Raw genomic sequence first — 25,910 nt, 5'->3', positions numbered from 1 at the left:
CGCATGCCGACAACGATTCTTGCCATTGAGTCCAGCTGTGATGAAACAGCGGTGGCGGTTTTGCGCCATGCTGCGGGTGAGGTGGAGGTGCTTTCATCCGAGATTTCCTCGCAGATTGATATCCACCGGGAGTTTGGTGGGGTGGTGCCTGAGCTTGCCAGCAGGAACCACTCGTTGCATTTGCGACCGCTCATTGAGATTGCCCTGGAAAATGCGGGGGTTGCCATTGGTGACATCGATGCCTTTGGCGCGACCGCTGGCCCGGGGCTGGCGTCATCGCTGCTGGTGGGCAATACCACCGCCAAATCGCTTTCCATCGCCACGGGCAAGCCGTTTATTTCCGTCAACCACATGGAAGGGCATCTGCTTTCCCCCTTTTTGACTTCTGCAAAACTGGAACCCAACCTCGCCCTGATCGTCTCTGGTGGACACACGCTGTTGATCCACATGAAGGACTTTGGCGATTACGCCTTGCTCGGCAGCACCCGCGATGACGCCGCGGGTGAAGCCTACGATAAAGTCGGGAAAATGCTCGGCCTCCCCTACCCTGGCGGACCGGAAATTGAAAAACAGGCACGGAAGGGATCGCCCACCGCCTTCAAGTTCCCCCGCTCGATGATGAAAGACGGCCTTGCTTTCTCCTTTTCCGGACTAAAAACAGCGGTGCTCTACCAACTGGAGAAACTCGATCCCGAGCATGGCCAAGCCCCCGCTGATGCCATTCCCGACCTCTGCGCTTCCTTCCAGCAGGCGGTCATTGATGTGCTGGTTCACAAGACCATGCTGGCGGCGAGAAAATGCGGCGAAAACCTGATCACTCTGTCTGGCGGTGTTTCCTGTAACCTGGCCCTGCGCGGCGCGATGCAAGAAGCCTGTGAAAAAGCGGGGAAAACGCTCCTGGTCGCACCGCCGGCCCTATCGACCGATAATGCGGCGATGATTGCATTCGTCGCGCTTCAAAGCCATCTCAGGGGGATTTCCTCCAGTTTCCATGAGGATATCAACCCGAATTTAAAGCTGGTCCGTCCGTAAAAACACGCGACCGGCAAATCAAACAGCGCCCTTGCACTCCGCATAAAAAAACGCTAAACCCCCTGCCCACACCTAACGAACCCACACTATGGAAACCAACGATACGCCCCCCACGCCACAGGACCAGACCCCCGCTCACCCTGAATCCACCAAGGCTGGAAACAACCAGCTCACTACGGCCCTGATCGTTATCATCGTCGTGCTTCTTTTTGTCATGTTAATGCTGTCGATGAATGGCCAGCTTTTCCAGTCGGGTAACGACAAACCATCCGACATCACCGCGCTGGAAACCCGTAATGCCCAGCTGCGTGCCGACGCCAATGCCGAGCGTGCCCGCCAGGGGCTGCCACCACTTCCGGAAGACGCCAGCAGTGCCCGTATGGCGGCGGACCGGCTGCAACGCGACGCCACCACCCTCGCATCGCTCGCCAGCCAGTGGCAGGCCACCCTGGAGGAAAAAGACACCCAGCTCCGCGCCCTGGAAACGGAGGCATCGGCCCAGCGCAACCAGATGGCCAGCCTTTACAAACGGATCAACGAACTCGAGGGCAGACTCGCCAACTCTGCCAATTCCGCCGACCAGGTCACCCGGCTGACCAATGACCTGAAGATGGCGAACAACCAGATTGAAAACTTCCGCAAGCAGCTGGCCGAGTTCCAGACCCGCCCGACCAATGAAGCCATGTCGATGCTGCGCAAGCAACTCAACGAGAGCCAGGACAAGGTGAGCAAGCTGCAGATGCAGGTCGATGGCCTTCTGCAAGCTGCCGAAAACAAGATCGACCGCAGTGAGTATGACCTGATCGCCGCCGAGGTCAAAAGGCTGCGCGAAAAAGACAACGTGCAGAGATACGAGATCCAGCGTCTCCGCGCCGAGCTCGACCGCACCCGCCTTTTCATCGAATCTGAAAAAGACCTGCCTGCCGAAGCCGCCCGGCTTTTTGCCAAGCTCCGCACCTTGGAAAACGCCAACAAACAGCAACTTGAAGCCGCCTACGAGGCGATCAGGACAACCATGGGCGCGGAAATCGTACACCGTCAGACCTTTGCCAAGGGTTCATCACAGATCACCTTTGACCGCGAGAAAATCATCCAGGAGGTTCTTGATAAACGCAAGGACGGGAAATCCTTCTTCCTCGTGGTTGGTTATGCCTCCAAGTCCGGGGACGCGGACAACAACCGCAAACTATCAGCTGAACGAGCCACCACCGTGGCATCAGTCGTAAACATCCTCAAGGCAACCGGCCAGCAGGTGAAGGCCGTCTACCTGGGTGAAACAGCTCGGTTTTCTCCGACGGTTGAAACTGAAAACCAGATCTGTGAGGTCTGGGAAATCAAGCGTTAAGCCGTTGTCCGGCCAATCTCCTGACGGTTCAATGCCACGTTAGCCTGCCTGGCTCTGTCGGGCGGCTTTGATGGTGTTGGCAATAAGCATGGCGATGGTCATGGGCCCCACGCCACCAGGGACAGGCGTGATCGCTGAACACTTCGGCGCCACTTCATCGTAGGCGACGTCGCCAACGAGACGGTAGCCACGCTTGGCGGTCGGATCATCGACCCGGTTGATCCCGACATCGATCACGGCGGCACCCTCCCTGACCATGTCGGCGGTTACGAATCCGGGTCGACCAATGGCAGCCACGATGATGTCCGCGCGACGACAAACAGCAGCCAAATCCTTGGTGCGCGAGTGCGCCACCGTCACCGTTGCATTGCCGTCCTTGCTCATCAGTAAAAGGGCCATCGGTTTGCCGACGATCATACTCCGCCCGATCACCACCGCCTCGGCGCCGGAAGTCTCCACGCCGGCCTCTTTGAGCAAACGCATGCAGCCTGCGGGTGTGCAGGGAACGAATCCACTGCCATCCTCGAGGGCGAGTTTGGCGACGTTGACGGGATGAAAACCATCGACGTCCTTGGCGGGGTCGATCGCCCTGACGATGGCATCCTCATCAATCTGTGGCGGTGGTGGCGACTGCACCAGGATACCATGGATTCGGGGATCAGCATTCAGCTCCTCCACCACCGCCAGCACATCCTCCTGGGTGGCATCCACCGGCAGCTCTACTTTACGGGAGTGCAACCCCAGCTCCGCACACTTGCGCACCTTGGAGCCGACGTAAACCTGGGAAGCGGGGTCATCCCCCACCAACACAACCGCCAAACCAGGCGTGATCCCGCTTTTTTTCAGGGTTTCAATTTCCTGACTACATTCGGCCAATACTTTTTCAGCCACAGCTTTACCATCAATTATCTTACTCATTGTCTGTATTCATCGTTAGGGATATCATCGACGCCTTCGCGAAGCGACTCTTCGACTTTTTTGCGATAGATTTCAAATTCCCCGTCGTCTAGTCTGGGTGGAATCCGGATTGCCTCACCGAGGGTGATGACCACCTTGCTAAAAGGTTTGGGAATGTGGAAACGGTCCCAGCTTTTCAGTCGCCAGCTCGATGTGTGGTAAAAGCGGACCGGGACAATGGGGGCGCCTGACGATTGGCCGAGCTTCACCACCCCGGGTTGCAGGTGGTAGCGGGGGCCACGCGGGCCATCGGGTGTGACAAAGAGCTGTTCTCCGGCCTTGAGGGCTTTTTTTAAAGCGATCAAGGCGGCCACCCCCCGGCGGGAACTTGAGCCGCGCACGGTTTTCACTCCGAAACTGGCAACCACGGACTCGATGACCGCGCCGTCGCGACTGGCACTTGCAAGGGCGCTGGCGGGTGCGCTGCCACTGAACTTTTTTTTGGTTAATGGCGCGCTAAACAGGCAGTTGTGCCAGAAGATCCAGATCACGGGGACACCTGCCGGAGCCTTGGCCTTCTGGCCGTGTGGGTCATCGACCCGATAACGCAGAGTCAGCCCGACCAAGCGCATGAGGGCGGCTACCATTTTCCCGATGAACCACTGCTTTTTTGTCCCTCTTATTTCTGACCGGTCACTCATTCTCGTTGTTAGGAATACGGCTTAGAGGAAGCCTTGAGTGTGCAGGGTTTCGGCGAGGTACTGCTGCTTGGCGAGCAGTTCCTGATAGAAAACATGGCGTTCCTCATCAGGCTCACACGAGGTATCCGGGGATGGGGTCACCGCGTAACTAATGATTTCCTGGTAACTCAGGTCCTCACCACTATGGCGGAAAAATGATACCGCGGCCTGAAGTGCCGCCCCCAGGGCGGCCCCCTCGTCTGTCTTTAATTTCACCAGGGGCAAGCCAAAGACATCGGCTATCATTTGTCGCCATACCGCACTCTTCGATCCTCCTCCGGTGACCTTGACTGAGGTCGGCTCATAACCCAGTTCGCACAGGCGCAGCATACCATAGCCAAGACTCAGACTAACCCCCTCCATGGCGGCGCGCATGATGTTGGAGGGCTTGAAATTGGAAATATTCAGACCATGCAGCACACCACATCCCTCCGGCAGGCTCGGTGTCCTTTCCCCCAGCAGATAGGGCAGCATCATGACACCATCCGCCCCCATGGGAGCCGCAGCAACTTCTTGCTCCATACGTGCATAATCCCAGCCGTAATGCTTTCTAACAGCCTCGGTCACCACCGTCGCATTCATCGTGCAGACAAGCGGCAGCCATCGATCGGTCGAATCACAGAAGGCGGCCACTTCCCCCTGGGGATCGACCAAGGGGCTGTCATGCACCCCATAGACGGTTCCGCTGGTTCCCAGGGAAACCGTGACCTGGCCATTGTTGACGTTGCCGGTGCCGATGGCGCCCATCATATTGTCGCCCCCCCCGGCACTCACAAGGACCTGCCTACCCAAGCCCCAGGCATCGGCAAGTTCAGGCCGGATCGGTCCGAGGACATCCAGCGAGGATCCGATGGCCGGCAAGGCGTGATGCAAACCGGGGTCAATGAAGTCGATAATCTCCCTGCACCAGTGCCGGTTGCGCACATCAAACAAACCCGTGCCCGAGGCATCACCCGGCTCCATGCGTTTCAGGCCTGTTAGCCAGTAGTTGATAAAGTCGTGTGGCAGCAGGACCGTCTCGATGCGTTGAAAATTCTGCGGTTCATTCCGTTTCAACCAGAGAATCTTGGGTGCTGTGTAACCTGGCAGCATGGGGTTGCCTGCCAACTCGATCAAACCCGGAGCACCGCCAAAGGCGCGGGAGATTTCATCACACTGCTCGGTGGTCGAGGTATCGCACCAGAGTTTGGCCGGACGGATGATGCTGTTTTGAGAATCTAACACAACAAGTCCATGCTGCTGGCCGCTGACACCGATGGCGGCCACGCGGGAGGCGGCTTCGCCAAGTTGTTTCAAACAATCGCGGATCGTGTAATCCACCGCTTTGATCCAGAGCGCGGGGTCCTGCTCACGGTGCCCTTCGGGCAAGCCTTGGATCATCTCATAGGACTTCGAGGACTCGGCCACCACCGCAGCCCTTTCGAGGTCAAAGACCAGTGTCTTTGTGCCTTGGGTTCCTGTGTCAATTCCGAGTACGTACATGGGGGAGTTCGGTGATGGTCGCACCACGGGGGTGGCGCACAGCTATTCATTGCCACGACAACGCCTTTTGACAAGTCCCCGTGTCAAATTTCTCAGTCAAAACAACAAATTCCAGGGTGATTCCAGGGCAGAATGTCAGGACAACACTTTGAGGCATGTCATCAGGACCGCCATGATCAGCACCGCTCCGGCGATCGCCCCGACCACAACGTCCCTTTTCATTGCCTCTGGCCGATGCATCGATGCGGTGGCAGGGAAAACGACGGCCGCATACGCGATACCGGCCAATAGCCCTCCTGCATGGGCCGCGTTATCGATAAAACTCATACCCAGAAAACCGATGACGGCCATCATCACCACACCGGCTAACAAACGTCTCCTGGCAGGCTTGGGAACGAGACGTGCGTGCAGGATTTCAAACATCAACATGAAACCCAACAACCCCATCAGTCCACCCGAGGCACCCACGGCTATTTTATCAGGAATCCAGTAGAATGTTGCAAGCCCGCCGACCCAGGCGGAAGCGGCAAATACGATCAGTAGGTGTGGCCACCGGGCCAGCGTCTCGGTGCGCCTCCCGAGGTAGAGTATCCCCCCGGCATTCATCAGGAAATGGATCACGTTGCCATGGAGCATCGGTGCCGTCAGCATACGCCACCAGGCACCACCGTCGGTCTGCTCCGGGTGCTCGAGTGCCACCTGCTTGAGCAGGCCGGCCTGGATGACAGACGCCTCAAACTGAGCCTTCCCCCAATCGTAATACAGCTGCACCAGTCCGCAAACGAGCAAGCACCCTAACAGAAACCAGGTCACCGGTATCTTCTGGCGGTGCAGCCAGGTATCGAATCGGGCGTCAGGGATTTCATCGGCCAGGTCCGAGGGCTTGGTCCGCGCCAGATGACGTTTCACTTTCCAGCCTTCATACAAGGGCAAGAGGCCGAACATAAACAGCAGCATCGCCGCCAGTCCGGTGAGCTGGTGCGTGTACAAGGATTCGATTTTCCCACCGCCGTTGCGCCATGCCGCGTAAATCGTCCATAGCGTGATCGCACCAAACACCAGCCCCATCCTCTTGCCATCGCTGAGGTCCTGTTCGGCGTGTTTCGCCTTGCGGGTCCGCAGCGCCTTGTGCAGGGCCGGGACTTCCTCGGGGACTAACAAGCGGTCAGTGCCGGGTGTCCAGACCAGGTCGATCCCATCGCGCGACTTGCCTGCCTTCTCGACAAGCTGCTCGACATCCTTGGCTGTGTGGAGGACGCCCTTGAGGTCGAAATAGCCATAAGCATCATCCGAGGCCGGCTTTTCGGGGAAGGCATCAGGCCGCGCCCAAACGGGGACATCGGCGTCCGGGCTGGTTTTTTCCGGGCTGGTTTCTCCTTCCACGGGAAAATGATGACTGGTCACAGGGGTGCGTGGGTGTCCCACCCGCCCGCTTGTGAAAATGGATTACTGGTCACCCGTTGGTGCCGCAGGTGGTGTGGCAGGCGGCGTCACCGGAGTCTCAGGAGTCTCAGGAGTCGATGGCACTTCCTCGGGTGCGGGTGGGGTCGCCGGGGGCACAACGGGGGCCGGCGCAGGTGTTTCGGCATCGTCCTCCTCATCGGCCTTCGGCATGGTGACAGCAGGCACAGCAGGCTTCTCGCCTTCGAGATCCTCCGGAACCCCGGGTGCGGGTGTGGTTTCCTCGGCCTTGTCCGCCCCGTCAGCAGCAATCGTAGGATTGTCGCTCTGCTTTTTTCCAATCAGAATGGCAAGAACCAGGGTGATGATAAAAAACAGCGTTCCAAGGTAGACCGTGCCTTTTTGCAGCACATCGGTGGTGCGGGCACCAAAGGCCTGGTCGGTCAGACCGGCACCAAACGCGGCACCGAGACCTTCCTGTTTGGGGCGCTGCATCAACACAAGGAGCGCAAGCAAAAGACAGATGATCACGTGGATCACCAAGAGAAGATTGATGGAAATAGTAAGCCAGTCGGCAGCAATGATAGGAGTCATGGGCGCGGGAATATGGTGAAGTGATCGCACCTTGTAAAGGCGCGATTTGTGCGATTTTAGCCTTTTTTCAGCCTCGCTGCCGATTCCCACAGCGAGAGATCCACCCCACCAGCGTATTTTTTCTTGCTTCAATTTGCTATTTAGCTATGTAACTAACTATAAAACAATCGAATGAATCATCTTACTGCAATGTTCAAAGCACTGTCCGACCGGAACCGGCTTCGGATTGTGGTCGCCCTGCTCAAGCACGACGAGTTATGCGCCTGTCAGCTGACCGAGCTCATCGGGGTCACGGGAGCGACCGCCTCCCGCCACATGGGCATCCTGATTAACTCCGGGCTGGTGGCCAGTCGTAAGGACGGCCGCTGGGTGCATTACCGGATCCGACGGGAACGGGAGGAACTGGCGGTGTTGACCGACTGGATCGAAGCGCAACTGCGCGACGACGCGAGTGCGGGGACCGATGCGCAGAGGCTCGCTGACATCACCTTATGCGGGCCGGAGGATCTTTGCCGGCAGCGGCGCGAAAACTAACAATGGAAACGAACCATGAATGATCGAATTTGCCCGGCGGATGACCGGCACATGAGCAGTGTTTTTGAGAAGTATCTGACCGTCTGGGTCGGTCTCTGTATCGTCCTCGGGATTTTACTCGGGAAAATCGCACCCGGGCTGGCGAAGTCGCTCGATGGGATGAGCATCGAGGTCAACGGCGCACCAGTTGTATCCATCCCGATTGCGGTCTGCCTGTTTTTCATGATGTATCCGATCATGGTGAAAATTGATTTTGCCAGCGTGGTGAAAGCGGGCAAGAGCGGCAAGCCGGTATTACTGACCCTGTTGATCAACTGGTGTATCAAGCCGTTCACCATGTATGCCATCGCCATGCTGTTCCTCGGTTTCCTGCTCAAGGGCATGATCGGGACCGAGGCGATGGATCTGGTGAAAATGCCCTTCGGCCTCGACCTCCCCGTCGGCGCGGAGCATGGCGCGGGGACCGTGGTGCTGCAGGACGGCGTCAAAATGCTTCAGATTCCGCTGTGGCGAAGCTACTTTGCCGGCTGTATCCTGCTGGGAATCGCCCCCTGTACCGCCATGGTGCTGGTGTGGGGCTACCTGGCCCGGGGAAATGACGGCCTGACCCTGGTGATGGTCGCGATCAACTCCCTCACCATGCTGGTTCTCTACGGCGTGCTGGGCGGATTTCTGCTCGGTGTGGGGAAACTGCCGGTTCCATGGCAGGCGCTGCTGTTATCGGTCGCCATCTACGTGGCCTTGCCGCTGGTGGCCGGCTATTTTTCCCGAAAATGGATCATCGCACGCAAAGGCACGGTGTGGTTTCAGCAACGGTTTCTGCGCATCCTGACACCGGTTACCATCAGCGCGCTACTGCTGACCCTGGTGCTCCTGTTCAGCTTTAAAGGCGAAACCATCCTGGCCAACCCGTTGACCATCCTGTGGATCTCGATCCCACTTTTCCTGCAGACGGTGTTTATTTTCGGACTCGGCTACGGCGCGGCCAAACTGCTCAGGCTGAAATACGAACACGCCGCGCCGGCTGCCATGATCGGTGCCTCCAATCACTTTGAAGTCGCCATCGCCACTGCGGTCATGCTCTTCGGCCTGTCATCCGGCGCCGCCCTCGCCACCGTGGTCGGTGTGCTGATCGAGGTGCCGGTGATGCTGATGCTGGTCGGCTTCTGCAAGCGAACCCGGCACTGGTTCGGGACACAGCCTGGGACAAATGGCTGACATCCCCCAGGAAACGACCGGCTGACACAGCGGATATTCCGATGAGATGGCCTTGCCAGCTTGGCTGACTTAGCTGACCCGACGGATGATCTCGTTTTTATCGTTGCAGACGATTTTTTTCGGGAGAATCGGGTTTTTGGAAATGGCAAATGCCATGATGGTGATGCGCTCGCCCGCCTTGATGACGTGGGCGGCTCCCCCGTTCATGATGATTTTTCCGGTGCCGGGTTTCCCCGCCTGGGCGTAGGTTTCGAGTCGGCCACCTTTGCTTGCAGAGGTCACCAGGACCCGCTCGCCCTCCCAGAGGCCGGCGGCCTCCATCAAGTCAGAGGGGATTTCTATGCTACCTTCATACTCAACGTCAGCGACGGTGACACAGGCGCGATGGATTTTGGATTTGAGTAGCACGTGCTGCATGGGCGCAAACAAGCCGTGATTGATCCGGGAGTCAAGGCGTAAGGTACTGCGCATGGTGAATTGTTACTCGCGGTGCCTGATGTCACCGAGGCAGGGCAACCACCCGGTAAAAACGGTAGTCGGGCAAGTTTTCAGGATCGATGAACGACTGGATGCCGGTCTCGGTGGCGGTAAAGTCGGTGCCGGCAGGTATCCATCCCTCCAGGTCGGTGGATTTGTCGATCCGGTAACGGTGCCCGGCGGCGACCGGGAAACTCATCGTAAATGCGCCCTCCGTATTCAATCCGCAGTCCAGGATTCTGAAGACGCTCGCTGCGTTTGCCGGGTCACTGCCCGCCAACCACTCCGTGCCATCGTCCTGGCCATCGCCATCGTGATCGGCAATGATACGACCGGGATCAGGCGCGAAAACCAGCCAGTTTTCACCCTGCCCGAACGAGCCACCGAGATAATGCAGCGAGCCGCCGCCCCCGTCCGCCTCCACCGGCCATGCGTCGGTGTCGTCATACGTGAACTCCAGCAGAAGCCCGCCGTCGCGGTCCAGCAGAGTAAGCGTTTCCCCGCCGTTGCTCAGATTGGTGCCGTCGGCGAAACCACCCACCAGGCGGGCGGCGGCGGTGGCGCCGTAGCGGAACAGGAAGGCGGCGGGATTGCTGGCTAACAGCAGCGTCTGCCCGGGTGCCAGCTCGACCTGCTCCGGCGACAGCGAGCTATCGAAGTCAAACAGGATGCCCTGGGTGAACGTCGCGCCCCAGAGGTTGATGGTGCCGGTGCCGACATTGCGCAGTTCGATGAACTCAAAGTCGTCGGCATTGTCAAAACCGGCGGCGATTTCCGCGGCGGATGGATCTGACGGGTGGTACATCAACTCACTGACCACGAGGTTGGCCGTGGCGGCGGGAGTGGCGCCGACGATATAGGTTTCGACGGTCGGCGCGCTCCAGAGGGTGTGTTTATTGACGGCATCGGGGTGGTATAGCCGGGCGGTGACCCGGGTGCTGGCGGTCAGTGGCAGCGGACCGGACCATTCGCTGGCGGTGGCGGAAACGGCACCGGTTTCCGTCACCGGATCGGTGCCGTCGAGGGTGTAGTGAATGCGTGCCGATCCTGACAGGTCCGGGGAATCCAGGTTCAGCGGCGTGCTGGTGGCGACCGGGCCGGATGCGGGTGATGCCACGGGTTTGGCGAGCACCCAGGTGTCCATAAAGGCGAGTCGCTGGGCGAGCCAGGTTTTGTGACGGTTGATTTCGCTGCTGGAGGAGGAGCCGAAGATGACGGAGGCGGCATTGGAGCCATTCGTGGAAACACCCCGGGTGCTGCGGGACCAACGGTTGAAATTCCGGGCAATGGGCGTGTTGGCATTGGCGGTGCCGGAGTTGTCCGCTGTTGTCAGCTCCGCCGCCACGGTATCCATAAGCGGATAGATGCTGCTGGTGTCGAGCACGCCGGAGCTACGCCAGCGGTCGAAGCGGTCCACCCATTCCTGCATGTAGGCGGGGTCCTGGTGCAGGTAGTGGAACCAGCCCTCGGCGGTGTGGTCGTCGAGGGTGAAGAAATCGGTGTAATTCGCGGACGGGTCCACATCGCTGTTCCAGGTGTTGGGGTTTTCACCCGCGCTGCCGGCATCTGCGGGGAGTTGGGACAGATCGTTGTCCCACACCGAGGACATTTTCAGTTTCCCCCCGCGGTCTTTTTCGAAGTAGGTGCTGATGCGGATGCCGTCGAGGTTTTTGCCGAAGGCCATCAGCATGTGATGGTCGATAAACGACTTGCGGCCGATGTAATCCGTGTAATGCAGCCCGGTCCCGGGGTGGATGAATCCGGGGGAGGAAACCGCGGTGTCCACCTGCAGCACATAATCGGTGATGTAGGCCTTCTGGGCGGGGGTGATGTCATCGACCGACGGGGTTTTATAGACGAAGGCACCGCCACCGGTATAGGGCCAGTGCGGGATGCTGGTCTGGGTGCCGCCGAGCAACTCGGGGTGTTCGGTCTCGAGGTTTCCATACTTGTCATGGGCGATGATGTAGCCGCCGGTCAGGGCGTCGCCGGAGTTGTCCATGGCTGACATCTTGGTGATGTCCACGCGCTCGTCGCTGATTTTGATTTTTTCCCTGAGGACATAGACACCATAGTAATCCGCGCCGTCCACTCTACTTCCGCCGTTGTTGAGAAACACCTCCACCAACCGGGTGCGGGGTGCCCAGCGACCCATGGCGGCGTAGGTTTCGTAGGTAATGATGTTGCGGAGAAAATCCGGATCGGTCATGTAGGAGGCGTAGAGTGTCCAGTCGGATTCCTCAGGCATGCCGAGCAGCGGGTGTTTCTCATCCTGGTCCGCGGAATCCCAGAACTCGATGGTCCAGCTTTGCTTCGGAAAGGTGGAGGACCACTGACCGCGCAGTTTGATCGTGCCCCGGGTGCTGAGCGCGGGCGGACCTGTCAGGGTGGCCCGTTGACTGGTGGGATCGCGGTCGATGAGGGTAAGGCGGGACGGCACGCCGGTGCGGCCGGGCAGTGAGGTGGACGAGGTGTCGATCACCAGAATCGGCAGGGCGGAAGAGAAGGTGGACGGATTGACCCCATAGTCGGTGCCACTGCCCAGGCGGGTGTAGGTGGCATCCGCCAGCGGTCCGGCGGTATTGCCGGCAAAGGCGCGGGCGCGCAGGGTGGTGCTGGTGGCAATGGAAATCGCCGCCCCGGTGTAGGTGATGCCGTTTCCAAGTGTGGGTTCGGTACCATCGGTGGTGTAGCGGACGGTGTGCTGCGCGGACTGACCGGAAATAGTGATGTATTGACGGGAGCTGATGATGCCTGAGGGCAGCGAGAACAGCAGCGTGGCCGGAGGCGCGTCACCGGCCTCGCCATTGGCGCTGCCGGGTGTCGGGGTCATGTAGCCGGTGACGGCATTGCTGCCGGTGCCGTAGCTGAAGTCATCATACTGGCCGGGAAATTCCGGTGAATAGGCACCCAGGGACACGCCCTCCGGAGAGGTCAGACCGAGAAACTCCCCCCCTTTGCTGAGGGCGAAGTTGGTATGCAGCTCACTCCCGGAGCCATAGCCCGGACGCTTGACATCGTCTTTGTTGGAAGCAAACACAACCAGCCGCTGACCGTGGGCGAGGACACGGGGCGGGAAAATCCATTTGAACGGCTCGCTGGCCTTGTCCGAGAGTCCATAGCCGTCCAGATTGACCGCCGTGCCGGTGCCGTTGTAAATTTCAATCCAGTCCGAGTAGTCGCCGTCCTCGTCCTGCAGGGTAATGGTGTTAGAGGCACAGAACTCGCGGATGACGATACTGTCGGTGGTTTCAGCGACAGTGGCTCCGGGGGTGATGACGGCCTCCACCGCCACATTGCCGGCGCCGGTCAGCGGCAGGGTGACGATCTCCACGCGATCTCCAGCGGTCAGGGGAATGCCATACGCATCGCCACTAACATCGGGTGCCGTGCCCGATGGGGTGGGTGTACCAACGGCGGTTCCGGCGAAACCGGACAAGTTTCCCGAAAACACGGTCGAGCCGTTGGCCACGATGGATACCAGGGCATCACACCCCGCCACAGTATGCGAAGACCAGGTGGCGGAGAGATCGTAAACCCCGGTCTGAGGCACGGTGTAGCGGGACACCAGCGGGAATCCATGGTCGGCGCGCCAGGCGTGATAGAAGGCTCCGGCCGACCAGTCGGTGGCGGTGCCACCCCAGTCGAAGGATGCGGCAGCGGCGGGAGCCACGCCGGCGAAGGCGGGTTGTTCGGAGCCATCACACCAGCGGTCGCAGGGTGCGGTGGCATCGGCAGCAGCGGCCAGATCGAACAGTTCCAGACTGGCGGCCAGGGGCGAGGACTTGATGCCGTGGCTCCAGTTCTGGTTTGGATTGGCGGCGGTGGTAAACGATGTGGAAAGCAGCGAGCCGCTGGACTGATAGAAAATGATTTCCGAGACCCCCGGATTGGAACCGGCGCTGGCGGTGACCTGGTAGCGGATGTAGCGGGCGGCAACGGCGTCAAAGCTATCCGACATAGAAAAACCCGCATTGGTATAGCTGCGGGTGGCGATTTGTGTTGCAAAGGTGGGGTCATTGCTGAAGGTCAGGGTGAAGCCACCGACCCGCTGGGAGGTGTCGAGTTGATCGAAGAAATCGAAGCCGGTGACGGGTTTGGTTTGGCCCAGGTCGAAATCGACGTAGGTGCCGGTGCCCGCGCCATTGCTGGAGTATCCGACGGATGGCGACACCTCGTTGTAGGGAGCATCGGGCGCCGTGAAGCCGGCCAGGCCGTTGGCGGCATGGGTCAGGGCGTGGTAAACATCCAAGGCGGGGGAGCCGGCGATGGCGGCGACTCCGGAGACGGGCGAGGCACCCGTGGGCGTGCCGAGGAAACGCATTTCCATCGCACCGCAGCTCTGGCTGCTGCCACTGGCGGCAGTGACCTCCCAGCGGACATACCGCGCCGTGACCGGTGCAAAACGGTTGATATACCCCTGGCCCAACTGCCCGGTATTTGCCGCGTTGAAATTGACAACCGTATCCGTGGCGGCGGAAAACCCGGCACTGCCATCGGTATCAAAAATCAGGCGCGAGCCGGTGACCACACTGCTGCTGCTGTTGCGGGTCACATTGAGAAAACCGTCGATGACCACCTCCGCACCAAAATCGAACTCGATGAAGGTGTCGGTGCCGGCGTGATCGGTGCGGTATTCCGTGGAGTCTGAGATGCTGTCAAAAATACCGTTTACAGCATGGTCCAAGGACGAGGGCGCAGTGGCCGCGGTAATGGTGGGATCGGGCAATACGGCACCATCCAGCGAACCCAGCACTAACAGGGCTGGAAAGAGGGTGAAAACAACAGCGGGGCGGATCATCGGTCGCGGTCAGAAGGTTTGTTTACAAGGTTTGGGGTAATTGCCCGGGCTGTCATGCTGCGGCAGCAAGACAAAACGGGGGCACCGGTTCGCTCGGACCGGCACCCCCTGGTGTGCACTTAATCAACCAACAACTCCAGAAAGAACGTCAGCCATTGCGGCGGCGGCGCAGGGCAAAGCCCAGGGCACCGAGACCAAGCAGCATCGTTGTTGATGGCTCTGGGACAGGCGCGCCATAGAGCCAGAGGTCCTTGGCACCAGCTCCCCATATGGTTTGTTGTACGTCATTTTCGTCAAGTTGGGAGAACTCAAAGATGACATAACGCCCCGTCGCACTTTGGTCAAAATCATACTGAATCAAGACACCATCTGTATTGGTTGCACCCACAGGAGTCACTTTGAGCAGGTCATGATTAGTCAGCACTTGGGTTCCGGCAGGGTCAGCATGATTGTGATCCCAACCGCCTGGATTTCCCGGATCAGTATTACTTACCCATACATTGGCCATATTCCAGACATCGTAATACTGGCCGTTATATGTGCTACCATCTCCCTTACGCTGCGCGTAGAGCATGCCTTGGAAATTGAATTCGCTTCCCATATCAAAAACAATCCAACCCGAGGTGATGAGATCTCCAGCGGCACCACCGTTTTTGACCCATGCAGTGCCATCATGCGCAGTACCTATGTCGGCAGCTACCGGTTTTGTGCCGTCGATGAGACTGGTGCCCAGATAGCTTCCAGCTGTTGGATTATTAGATCCATCAGGGTTATTATGGTTGTTATTCCATCCGATGGTTCCTGGCGCATCGAGTATCATATCATCCGTTACCGTAATAGCAGCGGAGGCCATTCCCAATGCACAAAGCTGCACCGCAAGGATGGGCTTGAGATAATTCATTTTGTTCATTTTGTTCATTTTGTTCATTTTGTTCATTTTGTTCATTTTGTTTTTTGTTAGTTCGGGTAGCATGCATGCACCCGGAAAGTTGTAATAGGGGCATGAACTCAGCCATTGCGGCGGCGGCGCAGGGCAAAGCCCAGGGCACCGAGACCAAGCAGCAGGGCCGAACTGGGCTCGGGGACAAGCACTGTCAGGTTATCATAAGCATTCCCGCCCTGGTTGCCATCGATCACAAAACCGGTGATCTGGGTGGTGGGCTCGATCAGATCGATCCCCGTCATGGTGATGTATGCGCTGCCCGGATTGTTGTAGTCGAATGTGCCCGCAGCCACCTGCCAGAACTCAAGGGACTCCGTGCCACCAAGCGTGCGGTCCACGGTGATCCTGCCCACCAGGGTGTATGCAGTGTTGGCGGTCCATCCATTAGTGGTGATCACCTCACAGGCTCCGTCGACAGCGCCTCCACCCGTCAGATCCGGAGCATTGCCGTTCCATGGTCCGATCCGGGTCTGGAGACCGCCGAGACGCTGACCGATGGTAAAGGTGCTGTCCATCAGCGCGCCATTGTCCGTCATGAGACCGAAGCGGTTGGTGCCGCTGTTGTGATTGGTTCCCATGTCCATGCTGAACCAGACCTCGGAGCTGGCGTTGAGAACGGCCTGGGTGGCGGCATCGAAGGTTCCCACCATCTGAGATCCACCTGTTGTCGCAACCACCGTGTTCGCCGCATTATAAGGGTCCGCTGTGACAACGGTATTTCCATTACCTGCCCAGGCACCTGCGAATGGCGCGCCTGATGACTGGCCGTTGAGTGCGGTGTCGCCGGCAGTCAGGTTTTCGAAGTCCGTGCTTCCGACTATGGTGACCGCTCCTGACAAGCCGGCAGTCACAAGAAAGACCGCTATGGTTGTGTACTTTGATTTCATTGTTGTGTTTTATTTTACGTGTTTTGTTTTTTGTTAGATCGGGTCGTAGGCACGCCCGGAGAAGTGAAAAAGTGGTTATTGCGCTGTCTGGTGATGGATTGGGGAAGCGTCCCCGGCGGAACGATTTTCCGTATGCGTAGTCACGTCTCTACTCAATCCACCTTTTGATGTCAATCAGATTTCTTAAAAAGCGGTTTTTTTATTCCATCCCCTGGGCTGGAAGGAACCCAAGCGGCGTCCCGGGCCAGGTCGACCGACGGCCAACGGTCAGGATCACATTTTTCAAAACATACGGATTGCAATTGTCGGTTTTCCACCTAGCGTCCCGCGCCATGCTGAAAGCAGGAATCGTAGGCCTCCCCAACGTCGGAAAATCGACACTCTTCAACGCAGTCACCCGCACCCGCAATGCGGAGGCTGCCAACTACCCGTTTTGTACCATCGACCCGAACATCGGTGTCGTCACCGTGCCCGACGACCGGCTCGGCGTGCTGGCCGAGATCAGCAAAACCCAGAAAATCATCCCGGCGGCAATTGAATTCGTTGATATCGCCGGTCTGGTCGAAGGAGCTTCTGAAGGTGCCGGCCTTGGGAACAAGTTTCTCGCCAACATCCGTGAAGTCGATGCCATCGTGCAGGTGGTGCGCTGTTTTGACAACGACGACATCATCCACGAGCTGGGCAGCGTCGATCCCATCCGCGATATCGAGATCATCAACTCGGAGCTGATCCTCGCCGATATGGCCGCCTTGGAAAAACGCAAGGTCTCCCGTGCGAAAAAAGCCAAGAGTGGCGACAAGGAGTCGAAAAAAGAAGTGGAGCTCATCGACAAACTGCTGCCCCACCTCGACGCCGGCAAACCAGCCCTGACCCTGGAGCTCACCAAGGATGAACAACTTACCTTGCGCGACTTTTTCCTGCTTTCCTCCAAACGCACCATCTTTGCCTGCAACGTGGCCGAAGACGAGCTTGCCGATGCCCAGAAAGCGCCGGACAGCCATGCCATGGTGGCCAAGGTCCGGGAATATGCCGCCGCATCCCACGATGCCGAAGCGGTGGTCATCTCCGCCCGTATTGAGGAGGAGCTCGTTGAACTCGATCCCGCGGAAGCCACCGAGTTCCTTGCCGACATGGGGATCACCGATTCGGGTGTCTCCACCCTGATCCGTGCCGTTTACCATCTGCTTGGCCTCCGTACCTATATCACCAGCGGGGAAAAGGAAACCCGCGCCTGGACGATCCGCCACGGCGACAAGGCACCGGCCGCAGCCGGTGTCATCCACGGGGACTTCGAGCGGGGCTTCATCGCTGCCGAGGTGGTGGCCTTCGAGGATCTCGTGGCGGCCGGCTCCAAAGCAGCCGCCCGCGAAGCTGGAAAACTCCGCATCGAGGGCAAGGAATATGTGGTCAAGGACGGCGACGTGATCGAGTTCCGCTTCAATGTCTGACCAACAAGCGGTCGCCCGTCGCCCCCCCTGCCCTGCGAACCTTCCCGTTCATTCATAGGCAGCTCCCACCCCCTCCATTCAACCTTTCCCAAGCCGTGGTGTCCTCGTGACAGCACGGCTTTTTTGCGCCCCTCATCTATTGGAACCTTGTACATCACGCTTGCCGTTCTATCAGGCAAGTTTGACTTCCAGGTACTTTATTAAATCAATATTAATCATTTTTATCGAAATCCTTGCTTCGAAGTTCAATTAAAAATGAACTAAATCTGACTTCCAGGATGGTGCCATTTGTTGCCTGTCGCCGCTTTCAGAGCGCCTACAAGCCAGCCTGTATTCCCATAGTTGAGGCCATGAATGCGATCTATTTCGGAGTGATTAATTGATAATAATTATGTATTATTTATAAAATCGTCCGAAAAAACCATTCATAAAGTTGTTTTTGTATAAAAAATATCTTGTTGGCGGGGTATTTCATTTTACGATCCCATCTGCTGACCGAGATAGCCAATCCCCTCCGGCTATCAAGGAAAGCTACCCACCCTTACATACCCCATGAATAAAAATACCCTGACCCTTGCCCTCGTGGCAGCCTCGATCGCGGTGACCTGTGCGCAGCTAGTTGCCGGAATCCGCATCGAGGCCGTAGGGGTGGCCAGCAGCCAGCTGGACCACTGCCCTGCGCAAAAAACCCTGCCAGTCCAAAACTACTTTCAATATAGAGTGTTTGGACACTTCAGCCTCCTCACCCTCGGAGATGCTCCCGTTGCCCCGCAGCCAGAGGCTCCTCTCTTGACCCGCCTTCCCGGCCCATCCGGGGACGACCGACACGGGTCCGGAGCCACCGGCAAAATGATAGCCTGGAACCGTCTCTTCTTAACGGCCGGAGACAGCGTCAAGCCATTGGATATTTTCAAATCCTCCCCCCGCAGCCGGTCGACCACCGGCACCGTGCAGTCACACTGTAGTTCCGCCCAAACCTCGGACTGGTCGAAGTCAGCGAGCCCCCCAATGGTCCGCATCGAAGGCAACACCCGCAACCCGGACGGTGCCGTCGTCCTCTGTGTCGACTTCATCCCCGCGCCGCCTGTGCCCCAAGGCCAGATCCTGCTCAGCCGCACCCATTTGCGGAATGGTGAGAAAATCCCAGTGGCGTGGAAAATCCACCGTTAAACCCGCTTTTCCCACAAACCTCGCACCGATACACCCATGCCCCCTTTCAAAACCATCCTCATCCGAGCCCTTATCCTGGCGATCATACTGACTGCCCCACTCCTTTTTGCGGAAAACGGCACCGGGATCGGGCAGCTTCCGGAGAACCTGCAGCCCCCCTCCGCGGAACGCACCAGCATGACCCGGCTGAATCAACAAAAGGCCGCTACCCAGCAGGGTTTCAGGCACGCCCAAATGTCGGATCACGCTCCCGCCGGAGCTGTCCGCAGCTATGATATTTACCGACATTCCACCATCCTGCAGCATGGCAACAACCATACACTGCTACCCGACAACGCCCTCATTCACATACCCGACTCGCTGCAACACAAAGTTGTCACCACCCCCAGGGGAACCTTCATCCCCTGGCCCCGGTTTTACCTGGCAAACAGGTCCTGGATCTTCACCCATGAAATCAACCTCAAACAAGCCGAAGGCACCAGCCCGCTGAAAGAAGACGTGCTCAAGCAGTTTGTCAGGATCAACCGCATTGTCGTCGCCCTGCACCAGAACAATCCGATCTCCATCCTGCGCCCCGGCACGCCCGCCAAAGTCTCCGGGAAACGTCCTTGACCTCCACCCCCCGCCCACCCCGATGCCCTTACTCCATTCAAGCCACGCCGCGACGCTGCTCGCCATCGCAGTGATGTCCGCCACGCCCCTGTCCGCTGGTGAGTTTATCCGCCAAACACAAGTCGAGACAGGCCTCACCTGGGACTTCCATGTTTCCGCCGCCAAGGGTACGGCATGGTCGCCTATCGCCGTCGCGGACGGAGGCTCCAGCCTCAAGTTGTTCGCCCGGGGCACAGGACCTGACACCAGGCTCTACCAGCTGGACGAAACCACACTGGGCAGCGGTTTTCCATCGGCTCAAATCACCATCCGCTCGGAAGACCCCCATTTTCCCCACCGGACCAGAGCCGACAGGCCTTTCACGGTCTCACTCGCAGTGAAGGATAGCCACGGCTCGGGTAAAAAAGTAAGCCTTCACCGCAAGGGAACGTTATTCCATCCCGCCCGGCATGCCCCGGAACCCAACAGCCCGGACCAATCTTTCGGCTGGTGGACCTTTGAAAGACAGGGAGAGCACAACAGCGTTTTCTACCCGGCCATCCCCTCAGCCGACCCTACCCAGGCGGAAGGACTCGAGACGTTTACGGCATACACCGCCCCAGGCGAGGAGAGCCCGGGTTGCCTGCCCCTGAAATCAGCCAGGATCCAAATCTGGCCGGTCGCCACCGCCACCATCCGGGGGCTCCAATCCGGCGCCACGCTTTCCGCCGCCAGCCTGAAAAAACCGGTCAGCATCCTCTGCCAGGACCTCTATCCCGACAGCGTGACTTACGTGCAGATCTACCACGGCGATGCCAAGCTAGGCACCCGGGGCACCGTTTTACCCCAATCCGTGGTCCGTTTCGATACCACGGTCCCCCAGGATCAACAGATCCCGCTCGGTGAATGGCGCGACACCCTGCCCGACGGGAAATACACCATCGAAGTCCTGACCATCACCCCGTTTAACCAAGGCCAGCCGGAACGTCTCGCCCACAGCACCTTTGTGCTCGACCGGGGGATGCATGCCCCCAGCATGGTCAACAGGACCCGCTAACACGAACCAACCGGCACCCGCACCTGCTTTTGATGCAATCCACCCCTACATCCCCCCGTTCGGGAGCATCACAAAAACCCTCCCTCCTCACCCCGGGGAGGGTTTTTTGGGTTTGTTTTTGGATTTTCACGACCCAGGAGCCGACCACGGAGGCCTACGGTCCATTATTTTAAAATAACCCCCTTGGTTTAGGGCGAAATTCAAAACCAGGCGACTTGATTCCTCTAAAATAAAGCTTGTATTCCCCCGAATATTTGGCACACTTGAGTATCAGAGAAAGCTGAGATCAAGACTCATCCATCTATCAGGCTACACAAACGATAGTGAAATGACCGGGATCTTGGCGTTCTTGAGAGGCTCCAGTCCTTGTCCAGTTCCTGTAACCACTGGGATCGAAGCCGTCTAACACCCTTACAAACCACCAACCATGCGACTTGCGAGCCAACTTCCGGCCATCGTTTTGTGCCTGCTATCCAGCAGTGTGCAGGCTCGCTTTGTCCCCCTGGAGGATGAGTTTGGCATCGATTCCCGGGCCGACGTCCTGCATGCGGGATACCTTGAACACCGCCGCGACGCGATCCCTGACATCATCAGCCCCTTCCAGGTCCCCCCCAAGGCACGTATCGTCCAGGAGGACCCCGAGCCGTGGGCCGACACCCGCCACCGCTGGCGCCGCGGGATCACAGCGACGGTTTTCTGGATCGGGGAAAAGTCCAGCGAACGCAACCCGACTGCCAACCACGCCAGCTCGTGGGACCCCAACTGGCAGCTCAACTACGGTGGTGTGGATGCACCGGAAAACCGGCTCGGTTTCCGTCCGGCGGCGTTCACTCCCCGCCTGAATCCGTTTTACATCGCCCTGCCCTACAATGACATCGCTCCAGGCGGCGGGCATCATCCCGAGGCCGCCAAGGTCATTCCCTGGTACTGGAAATCCTACAAGGGCTCCTGGAGCTCCGTCTGCAAAGGCCGCTGGATCGCCATCCACTACCGGGGGAAAGTCTGCTACGCCCAGTGGGAAGACTGCGGCCCCTTTAACACAGACGACTGGCAATACGTTTTCAAGGGCCAACAACCCAAACCCAACCCCAATGGCAACGCCGGCATCGATATCAGCCCGGCAGCGCGCGATTTTCTGGGCATCCGCAGCGGCTACCGCGTCTCATGGAAATTCGCGGAGGAAGGCGAAGTCCCCGACGGCCCATGGACACAATGGCAACTCAATAACTAACTACAACCCCATCCACACAACTATTTTCCAGCAGGAATGATATTCTGATTGCGATACAACAGCGAAAACCTAACCGAATGCTTTTTCCTCAGGGTGTCTTCCACCTCCGTTAAACCTAATAACAACATCAAACCCTTAACCGGCTCTACATGATAAGACACTGATCGCCTCACATATCCATCCTGCTTTTTCTCCTGCTTATTATTTGGGGAAAAAGGACCATGCTTAGCAGTCATCAAATCCTTCAACTTCTCAAAATCAGCTTTCACCTTAACAGGCTTCATCCCTGGTGCACCATAATGAACCGTAACCTCAAACAACTTTCCCCAATGATATCTGGTCTCCAGAGCATACGCCTGATGCCCGGGAAGAGATCCATTTGGCGAGGAAATACGTACGATGTAAAGCTCGGGCTTCGCCCCCTTCATCTCGATAGTGACATCCAGCTTCTTCGCCTCCGCCCAATCCATCACCTTGTCCGGTGTATCACCCCACTGAAGACCAAATGGCGGCGACAGGATCGCCTGAGCATGGGTAGGAACCGACAGAACCCACGTTGCAGCCAAGCACAGGAGCAGGATATTGTGTCTGAAGCTTCGGAGTATCACGGATGTAAGGTTAACTTAAATAATTCACATGGCAAGGTCGGATCCCCCCGCCTCTCCTCCGTACAACGCAAGCTGCGACGCGGGAGCATGATAGTCGAAATGACTGTTGCAATGTCAATTCTCGCTACCATTGGACTGGTTGTCTTGAAGAGCAGCATTGACCTGATGGCACCGCGCCAGTGGATCATCTACCAGAATGTTTCCGATTCCTACATCAGCTACGAACAAGCCTATGCGGAGCGTATCAGTTTCGAGGAACTCGTGGACAACGACTCGCCCTGGCCTGTTTACCCATCAAGAAAAACCACTGAGGTTGAAATCGGCAAATTCCCAGGCGGCACACCGATCATGGCGACAATCATCCGAACCCGTATCGCCGACGACAATAATCTACCGGCAGCAGGCGGCACAGGCACTACGATCACAAACCCATCGGAAACCGAAACTTGGCAAATTCAAAGTCACCTAACATATACAATTGGTGACGACGAATACGTCAAATCCAGAACCGTGGTTAGAAGTCAATGAAAACCGACCTACACAACAAACCAAATTCAGGCTTCACGCTCATCGAAATGACCGTGACCATTGTGGTTGGTTTGATGGTTGCCACTATGGCTCTGACGATGTTCAACCAGCAACTGGCTTCCTATAAAATACTCAAGGCCCAGAACTTCCTGATCAGCGAGGCACCACAGATCAACAACACCCTGAACCGCATCGTAACCAGAGCCAACTTTTTCAGAATGTATGAATCCTTGGCTGATGCTACAGCTGGCAACAACTCTGTGATTGAAAACGGCAAAGTGCTTGCCCTCAAGTTTGAAGACGCAGGTGACCAGAGCGGAAGTAGCTTTGGGGTCATTGCATTTAACAGCTCAACGAACCATCTTAATTACTACCATGTTAGCAGCATGGCTGGTCTAGCCGTCGCCTCACCGCAGTGGAGTATTTCCACACAACTAACAGATGCCGTTTTCTACGTAGAAAACGGCGTGCTTCGCATTAAGCTAACCGGGCCTAATGCTGAGGAAATCATCTATTCAACCACTACACAGCGATGAAAATCAATCATACTCTCACCTCAAAAAGCAAACTCCACGCAGGATTCTCATCCATCCTTGTGGTCATTTCCGTAGGCATGGGCTTACTCATTATTCTGGTCTCGATGTATGAAAACACCGTGGAGTCTCAAGCAGTTGAGAAAAAAATCCTGCAAAAAAACGACTACCAGCAACGTGAGGATGCATTTTTACGGGCATTGACAACCATCATCCCGAACAAAGCCATGATTTGCATGCAGGATGACTCCATGACCATCCGCGATGAACTAAGCTGGGAAGCCATCATGGAAGAAGCTCTTTCTATTTCGAATTCCCACAGCGCGGTCGACCCTGATGTTGCACAGAGCCTTGGCCTGGACACGCTCCGGAATGCCAACGTGACCAATACCCAAGTCGACGCAAGTAAAGTCGTTACACCACTTGCGAAAGCCGCTTACCAGGGACCGGAAAGCGATGAAGTCACGGGCCACTGGGAGGACATCACCGTCCGCGAGTGGGTCGACGGCTACACCATCCCCGGCGAATGGGTGGATGGTTACACCAAACCACGCGAATGGGTGGACGGCTACTACATCTCTTTCTGGTGGTATGGTCGTGAATTCCGCTACTGGGTGGAAGGATACTGGAAAGAAGGCGAGACCGTAGAGGGATATTGGACAGAGCCAACCTATGTGGAAGGATACTGGGTGGAAAAAACAGAACGTCAGTGGGTCGAGGATAACGTAATCGCGAACCCGGATCCAGGTGTGACTGGCAACCTTGTAACCAGCGGTACCAACCAGGCTGCCAGCTCTTCTTATCCGCCCCCACTTGAGTGCACATCGGAAGACTACGTCATCGACTCCCACTACCCCATGGTTTCCTACACCAAGCAGTATGGCAAGACAGCCACGGGATGGGTAGCGGACAATGTCGACGAATACCCATTATACAACAGGGTTTTAGCACCGAACGTCCATTTCAACTACCAGAACAACAATCGCCTGATCGCCAAGCACAACTGGTGGGCATTCGAGCTGGGACATTCGCGCAACGACAAGGACAAAACCAAACTGACCTTGCGCACTAAAAAATACCTGATCTCGCTCTATGAAGTGCCTTCCCAACTGGCAATCAACGCATCATCCTACACGGCCCTGGGTAAACATGCCGATGGGACAGCTTGGGCAAACATCCAGACTGAGGGCGGTATATTCGCTGAGAAAATCAAGACCCAAGGCTCGTTTTCCGCCGACTACCTTTCCAGCCGTAAAGGTGTCAGCCTTTCAAATCGATCCAACATCGGCGGCACCACGGGCTCGGGTGCAGGCAACAATCCCTTTGCTAGCCATGCGCGGGAAATTGCAGAATCAAAAGGGCAGGTTTTCCCGATTTCCTCTGCTTCGGATGGTGGCCGCGTTGCTTTCATCCCCATCAATCGCGGTCTCGATTTTTATGACCGTTATGCGGGAACCGGAAGCTCGTGGGAGGGAACCAACTCGGTATCGCCTACCTCATGGGATTATTACAGCATCGGCGCCAAACAGTGCACCATGCGCATGGATGTCATTGATGTCGCTTCCAGCACGAACCAAACCCCGACCGCCATCAGGTTTAGCTACAGCGCCAACGGCACCATGACCAGCGAGGAGTTTATCCAAGGTGACTCTTGGCCAGATCCCGCCACCGCAGATGGTGAGGCATTCCCATTTCATATCAAAACAACCTCCAGCGGCCGACCAGCTATCGCATTCTATTCAGATCGACTAAAAGATTACCTGGCAAGCAAGGGCGCAGATCAATACACAACTAACAATTGTATCTCTATCAACGTTGACTATCCTGGTAATGCATCGATAAGAAAACCTTCTTTTCCAAGCGAAGCAGATGACATTGCAGTCATCCTCACAGAAGCTGAAGACTTCACGGCATATACCAAAGGCTTTTCCATTGTTACCAACCTGAGACTCATCATCGCGGACGATACCAATATCACATCCACTACACCGCCCTCAGGTGTCACTGTTCCTTCAGGAGAAGAATATTACCCCCCTCTATCTATGTTCGCCCCGGAAAAACGTTACGGTGACTCCGGAACAGCCGTTCCTGTCACCATCGAAGGGCAAATCGGATCCATGGCCAAAGGCAACAGCTCACCCACTCGCATCGCCGACCTCAAATCAGGTCCGGATGATGAAGTTATCCCTGAAAATATCAGAGCCGACCTTCACCCCATTGTAAATCCAGCAGCCCTCCCCCCCATTACCATGATGAACTGGATGGTGGTCGTCAGGGAGATTCACCCCAAGTTCTCTCCTGCTGAGGATGGTGTCGGCACTTCTATGACCCAATAATACATTATATTTTTCTTTAACTTTTCATTATTTTTTATATTATTATATCATCAAAAC

At 57.1% G+C, this 25,910-nt stretch carries 22 protein-coding genes; 12 read left to right on the top strand and 10 right to left on the bottom strand.

What is annotated here, in order from left to right:
• Positions 1-3 precede the first annotated feature (3 nt).
• Together tsaD and H7A51_19215 are read left to right on the top strand one after the other, a co-directional pair.
• Positions 4-1,032 carry a tRNA (adenosine(37)-N6)-threonylcarbamoyltransferase complex transferase subunit TsaD gene (gene tsaD, locus H7A51_19220; protein MCP5538351.1) on the top strand — a complete coding sequence of 343 codons (1,029 nt, stop codon included), beginning with the start codon at positions 4-6 and terminating at the stop codon, positions 1,030-1,032.
• Positions 1,033-1,120: 88 nt separating this feature from the next.
• Positions 1,121-2,377 carry an OmpA family protein gene (locus tag H7A51_19215; GenBank protein ID MCP5538350.1) on the top strand — a complete coding sequence of 419 codons (1,257 nt, stop codon included), beginning with the start codon at positions 1,121-1,123 and terminating at the stop codon, positions 2,375-2,377.
• A gap of 39 nt (positions 2,378-2,416) precedes the next feature.
• Here H7A51_19215 and folD read toward each other — a convergent pair whose 3' ends face one another.
• From folD to secG, 5 genes are all read right to left on the bottom strand, one after another.
• Positions 2,417-3,295: a bifunctional methylenetetrahydrofolate dehydrogenase/methenyltetrahydrofolate cyclohydrolase FolD gene (gene folD, locus H7A51_19210; protein MCP5538349.1), complete on the bottom strand. Its 879-nt coding sequence runs from the start codon at positions 3,293-3,295 to the stop codon at positions 2,417-2,419.
• On the bottom strand, positions 3,292-3,975 hold the full coding sequence (locus H7A51_19205) for a lysophospholipid acyltransferase family protein (protein MCP5538348.1): 684 nt from the start codon (positions 3,973-3,975) through the stop codon (positions 3,292-3,294). The genes folD and H7A51_19205 overlap by 4 nt, the downstream gene beginning before the upstream one ends.
• A gap of 21 nt (positions 3,976-3,996) precedes the next feature.
• Positions 3,997-5,496: a xylulokinase gene (xylB, locus tag H7A51_19200; GenBank protein MCP5538347.1), complete on the bottom strand. Its 1,500-nt coding sequence runs from the start codon at positions 5,494-5,496 to the stop codon at positions 3,997-3,999.
• Between the two features lie 135 nt (positions 5,497-5,631).
• On the bottom strand, positions 5,632-6,879 hold the full coding sequence (locus tag H7A51_19195; GenBank protein MCP5538346.1) for a rhomboid family intramembrane serine protease: 1,248 nt from the start codon (positions 6,877-6,879) through the stop codon (positions 5,632-5,634).
• 63 nt (positions 6,880-6,942) lie between these two features.
• Positions 6,943-7,491 carry a preprotein translocase subunit SecG gene (secG, locus tag H7A51_19190; GenBank protein ID MCP5538345.1) on the bottom strand — a complete coding sequence of 183 codons (549 nt, stop codon included), beginning with the start codon at positions 7,489-7,491 and terminating at the stop codon, positions 6,943-6,945.
• Between the two features lie 171 nt (positions 7,492-7,662).
• Here secG and H7A51_19185 point away from each other — a divergent pair, with 171 nt between their 5' ends.
• Positions 7,663-8,025, top strand: coding sequence for a winged helix-turn-helix transcriptional regulator (locus H7A51_19185; GenBank protein MCP5538344.1), 363 nt, complete (start codon positions 7,663-7,665; stop codon positions 8,023-8,025).
• Positions 8,026-8,040: 15 nt separating this feature from the next.
• The gene (arsB, locus tag H7A51_19180; protein MCP5538343.1) at positions 8,041-9,243 is read left to right on the top strand and encodes an ACR3 family arsenite efflux transporter; all 1,203 of its coding nucleotides are present in this window, start codon (positions 8,041-8,043) and stop codon (positions 9,241-9,243) included.
• A gap of 69 nt (positions 9,244-9,312) precedes the next feature.
• On the opposite strand, the gene H7A51_19175 is transcribed toward arsB, so the two are convergent.
• The 4 genes from H7A51_19175 to H7A51_19160 form a co-directional block, all read right to left on the bottom strand.
• The gene (locus H7A51_19175) at positions 9,313-9,660 is read right to left on the bottom strand and encodes an aspartate 1-decarboxylase (GenBank protein ID MCP5538342.1); all 348 of its coding nucleotides are present in this window, start codon (positions 9,658-9,660) and stop codon (positions 9,313-9,315) included.
• A gap of 82 nt (positions 9,661-9,742) precedes the next feature.
• Entirely contained in the window at positions 9,743-14,521 is a 4,779-nt protein-coding gene (locus H7A51_19170; GenBank protein ID MCP5538341.1) for a CotH kinase family protein, read from the bottom strand.
• A 148-nt stretch (positions 14,522-14,669) separates the two neighbouring features.
• Positions 14,670-15,467, bottom strand: a complete 798-nt coding sequence (locus H7A51_19165; GenBank protein MCP5538340.1) for a PEP-CTERM sorting domain-containing protein — start codon at positions 15,465-15,467, stop codon at positions 14,670-14,672.
• A 62-nt stretch (positions 15,468-15,529) separates the two neighbouring features.
• Entirely contained in the window at positions 15,530-16,351 is an 822-nt protein-coding gene (locus tag H7A51_19160; protein ID MCP5538339.1) for a PEP-CTERM sorting domain-containing protein, read from the bottom strand.
• A 332-nt stretch (positions 16,352-16,683) separates the two neighbouring features.
• Here H7A51_19160 and ychF point away from each other — a divergent pair, with 332 nt between their 5' ends.
• From ychF to H7A51_19135, 5 genes are all read left to right on the top strand, one after another.
• On the top strand, positions 16,684-17,799 hold the full coding sequence (ychF, locus tag H7A51_19155; protein ID MCP5538338.1) for a redox-regulated ATPase YchF: 1,116 nt from the start codon (positions 16,684-16,686) through the stop codon (positions 17,797-17,799).
• 552 nt (positions 17,800-18,351) lie between these two features.
• Positions 18,352-18,969 (top strand): hypothetical protein, encoded by a 618-nt coding sequence (locus tag H7A51_19150; protein ID MCP5538337.1) that lies wholly within the window; start codon positions 18,352-18,354, stop codon positions 18,967-18,969.
• A gap of 36 nt (positions 18,970-19,005) precedes the next feature.
• Positions 19,006-19,581 (top strand): hypothetical protein, encoded by a 576-nt coding sequence (locus tag H7A51_19145; GenBank protein ID MCP5538336.1) that lies wholly within the window; start codon positions 19,006-19,008, stop codon positions 19,579-19,581.
• A gap of 22 nt (positions 19,582-19,603) precedes the next feature.
• Positions 19,604-20,617 carry a hypothetical protein gene (locus H7A51_19140; GenBank protein MCP5538335.1) on the top strand — a complete coding sequence of 338 codons (1,014 nt, stop codon included), beginning with the start codon at positions 19,604-19,606 and terminating at the stop codon, positions 20,615-20,617.
• A 427-nt stretch (positions 20,618-21,044) separates the two neighbouring features.
• On the top strand, positions 21,045-21,848 hold the full coding sequence (locus tag H7A51_19135) for a hypothetical protein (protein MCP5538334.1): 804 nt from the start codon (positions 21,045-21,047) through the stop codon (positions 21,846-21,848).
• Between the two features lie 20 nt (positions 21,849-21,868).
• Here H7A51_19135 and H7A51_19130 read toward each other — a convergent pair whose 3' ends face one another.
• Complete coding sequence (locus tag H7A51_19130) at positions 21,869-22,456, bottom strand: hypothetical protein (protein ID MCP5538333.1); 588 nt, start codon at positions 22,454-22,456, stop codon at positions 21,869-21,871.
• A gap of 111 nt (positions 22,457-22,567) precedes the next feature.
• Between H7A51_19130 and H7A51_19125 the strand changes: the two genes are divergently transcribed.
• From H7A51_19125 to H7A51_19115, 3 genes are read left to right on the top strand one after another with little or no spacing between them, the layout of a single operon-like run.
• Positions 22,568-22,984: a hypothetical protein gene (locus tag H7A51_19125; GenBank protein MCP5538332.1), complete on the top strand. Its 417-nt coding sequence runs from the start codon at positions 22,568-22,570 to the stop codon at positions 22,982-22,984.
• On the top strand, positions 22,981-23,520 hold the full coding sequence (locus H7A51_19120) for a prepilin-type N-terminal cleavage/methylation domain-containing protein (protein ID MCP5538331.1): 540 nt from the start codon (positions 22,981-22,983) through the stop codon (positions 23,518-23,520). Before H7A51_19125 ends, H7A51_19120 begins: the two co-directional genes overlap by 4 nt.
• A complete protein-coding gene (locus H7A51_19115; protein ID MCP5538330.1) occupies positions 23,517-25,853 on the top strand; it encodes a hypothetical protein in 2,337 nt (778 codons plus the stop codon). The genes H7A51_19120 and H7A51_19115 overlap by 4 nt, the downstream gene beginning before the upstream one ends.
• Positions 25,854-25,910 lie beyond the last annotated feature (57 nt).

The organism is Akkermansiaceae bacterium (assembly GCA_024233115.1).
Classification (GTDB): Bacteria; Verrucomicrobiota; Verrucomicrobiia; order Verrucomicrobiales; family Akkermansiaceae; genus Oceaniferula.
The sequence above is the reverse complement of the archived record's forward strand: the minus strand, read 5'-3'. Positions and strand labels throughout refer to the sequence as shown.

Bases quoted from the DNA above. Each gene is read 5' to 3' on its own strand.
- ychF (MCP5538338.1), top strand. From the start codon at position 16,684: ATGCTGAAAGCAGGAATCGTAGGCCTCCCCAACGTCGGAAAATCGACA.
- secG (MCP5538345.1), bottom strand. From the start codon at position 7,491: ATGACTCCTATCATTGCTGCCGACTGGCTTACTATTTCCATCAATCTT.
- H7A51_19165 (MCP5538340.1), bottom strand. From the start codon at position 15,467: ATGAACAAAATGAACAAAATGAACAAAATGAACAAAATGAACAAAATG.
- H7A51_19215 (MCP5538350.1), top strand. From the start codon at position 1,121: ATGGAAACCAACGATACGCCCCCCACGCCACAGGACCAGACCCCCGCT.
- H7A51_19135 (MCP5538334.1), top strand. From the start codon at position 21,045: ATGCGACTTGCGAGCCAACTTCCGGCCATCGTTTTGTGCCTGCTATCC.
- H7A51_19205 (MCP5538348.1), bottom strand. From the start codon at position 3,975: ATGAGTGACCGGTCAGAAATAAGAGGGACAAAAAAGCAGTGGTTCATC.
- H7A51_19150 (MCP5538337.1), top strand. From the start codon at position 18,352: ATGAATAAAAATACCCTGACCCTTGCCCTCGTGGCAGCCTCGATCGCG.
- H7A51_19185 (MCP5538344.1), top strand. From the start codon at position 7,663: ATGAATCATCTTACTGCAATGTTCAAAGCACTGTCCGACCGGAACCGG.
- H7A51_19125 (MCP5538332.1), top strand. From the start codon at position 22,568: ATGTCAATTCTCGCTACCATTGGACTGGTTGTCTTGAAGAGCAGCATT.
- H7A51_19175 (MCP5538342.1), bottom strand. From the start codon at position 9,660: ATGCAGCACGTGCTACTCAAATCCAAAATCCATCGCGCCTGTGTCACC.
- tsaD (MCP5538351.1), top strand. From the start codon at position 4: ATGCCGACAACGATTCTTGCCATTGAGTCCAGCTGTGATGAAACAGCG.
- H7A51_19120 (MCP5538331.1), top strand. From the start codon at position 22,981: ATGAAAACCGACCTACACAACAAACCAAATTCAGGCTTCACGCTCATC.
- H7A51_19140 (MCP5538335.1), top strand. From the start codon at position 19,604: ATGCCCTTACTCCATTCAAGCCACGCCGCGACGCTGCTCGCCATCGCA.
- H7A51_19170 (MCP5538341.1), bottom strand. From the start codon at position 14,521: ATGATCCGCCCCGCTGTTGTTTTCACCCTCTTTCCAGCCCTGTTAGTG.
- xylB (MCP5538347.1), bottom strand. From the start codon at position 5,496: ATGTACGTACTCGGAATTGACACAGGAACCCAAGGCACAAAGACACTG.
- H7A51_19145 (MCP5538336.1), top strand. From the start codon at position 19,006: ATGCCCCCTTTCAAAACCATCCTCATCCGAGCCCTTATCCTGGCGATC.
- arsB (MCP5538343.1), top strand. From the start codon at position 8,041: ATGAATGATCGAATTTGCCCGGCGGATGACCGGCACATGAGCAGTGTT.
- folD (MCP5538349.1), bottom strand. From the start codon at position 3,295: ATGAGTAAGATAATTGATGGTAAAGCTGTGGCTGAAAAAGTATTGGCC.
- H7A51_19115 (MCP5538330.1), top strand. From the start codon at position 23,517: ATGAAAATCAATCATACTCTCACCTCAAAAAGCAAACTCCACGCAGGA.
- H7A51_19160 (MCP5538339.1), bottom strand. From the start codon at position 16,351: ATGAAATCAAAGTACACAACCATAGCGGTCTTTCTTGTGACTGCCGGC.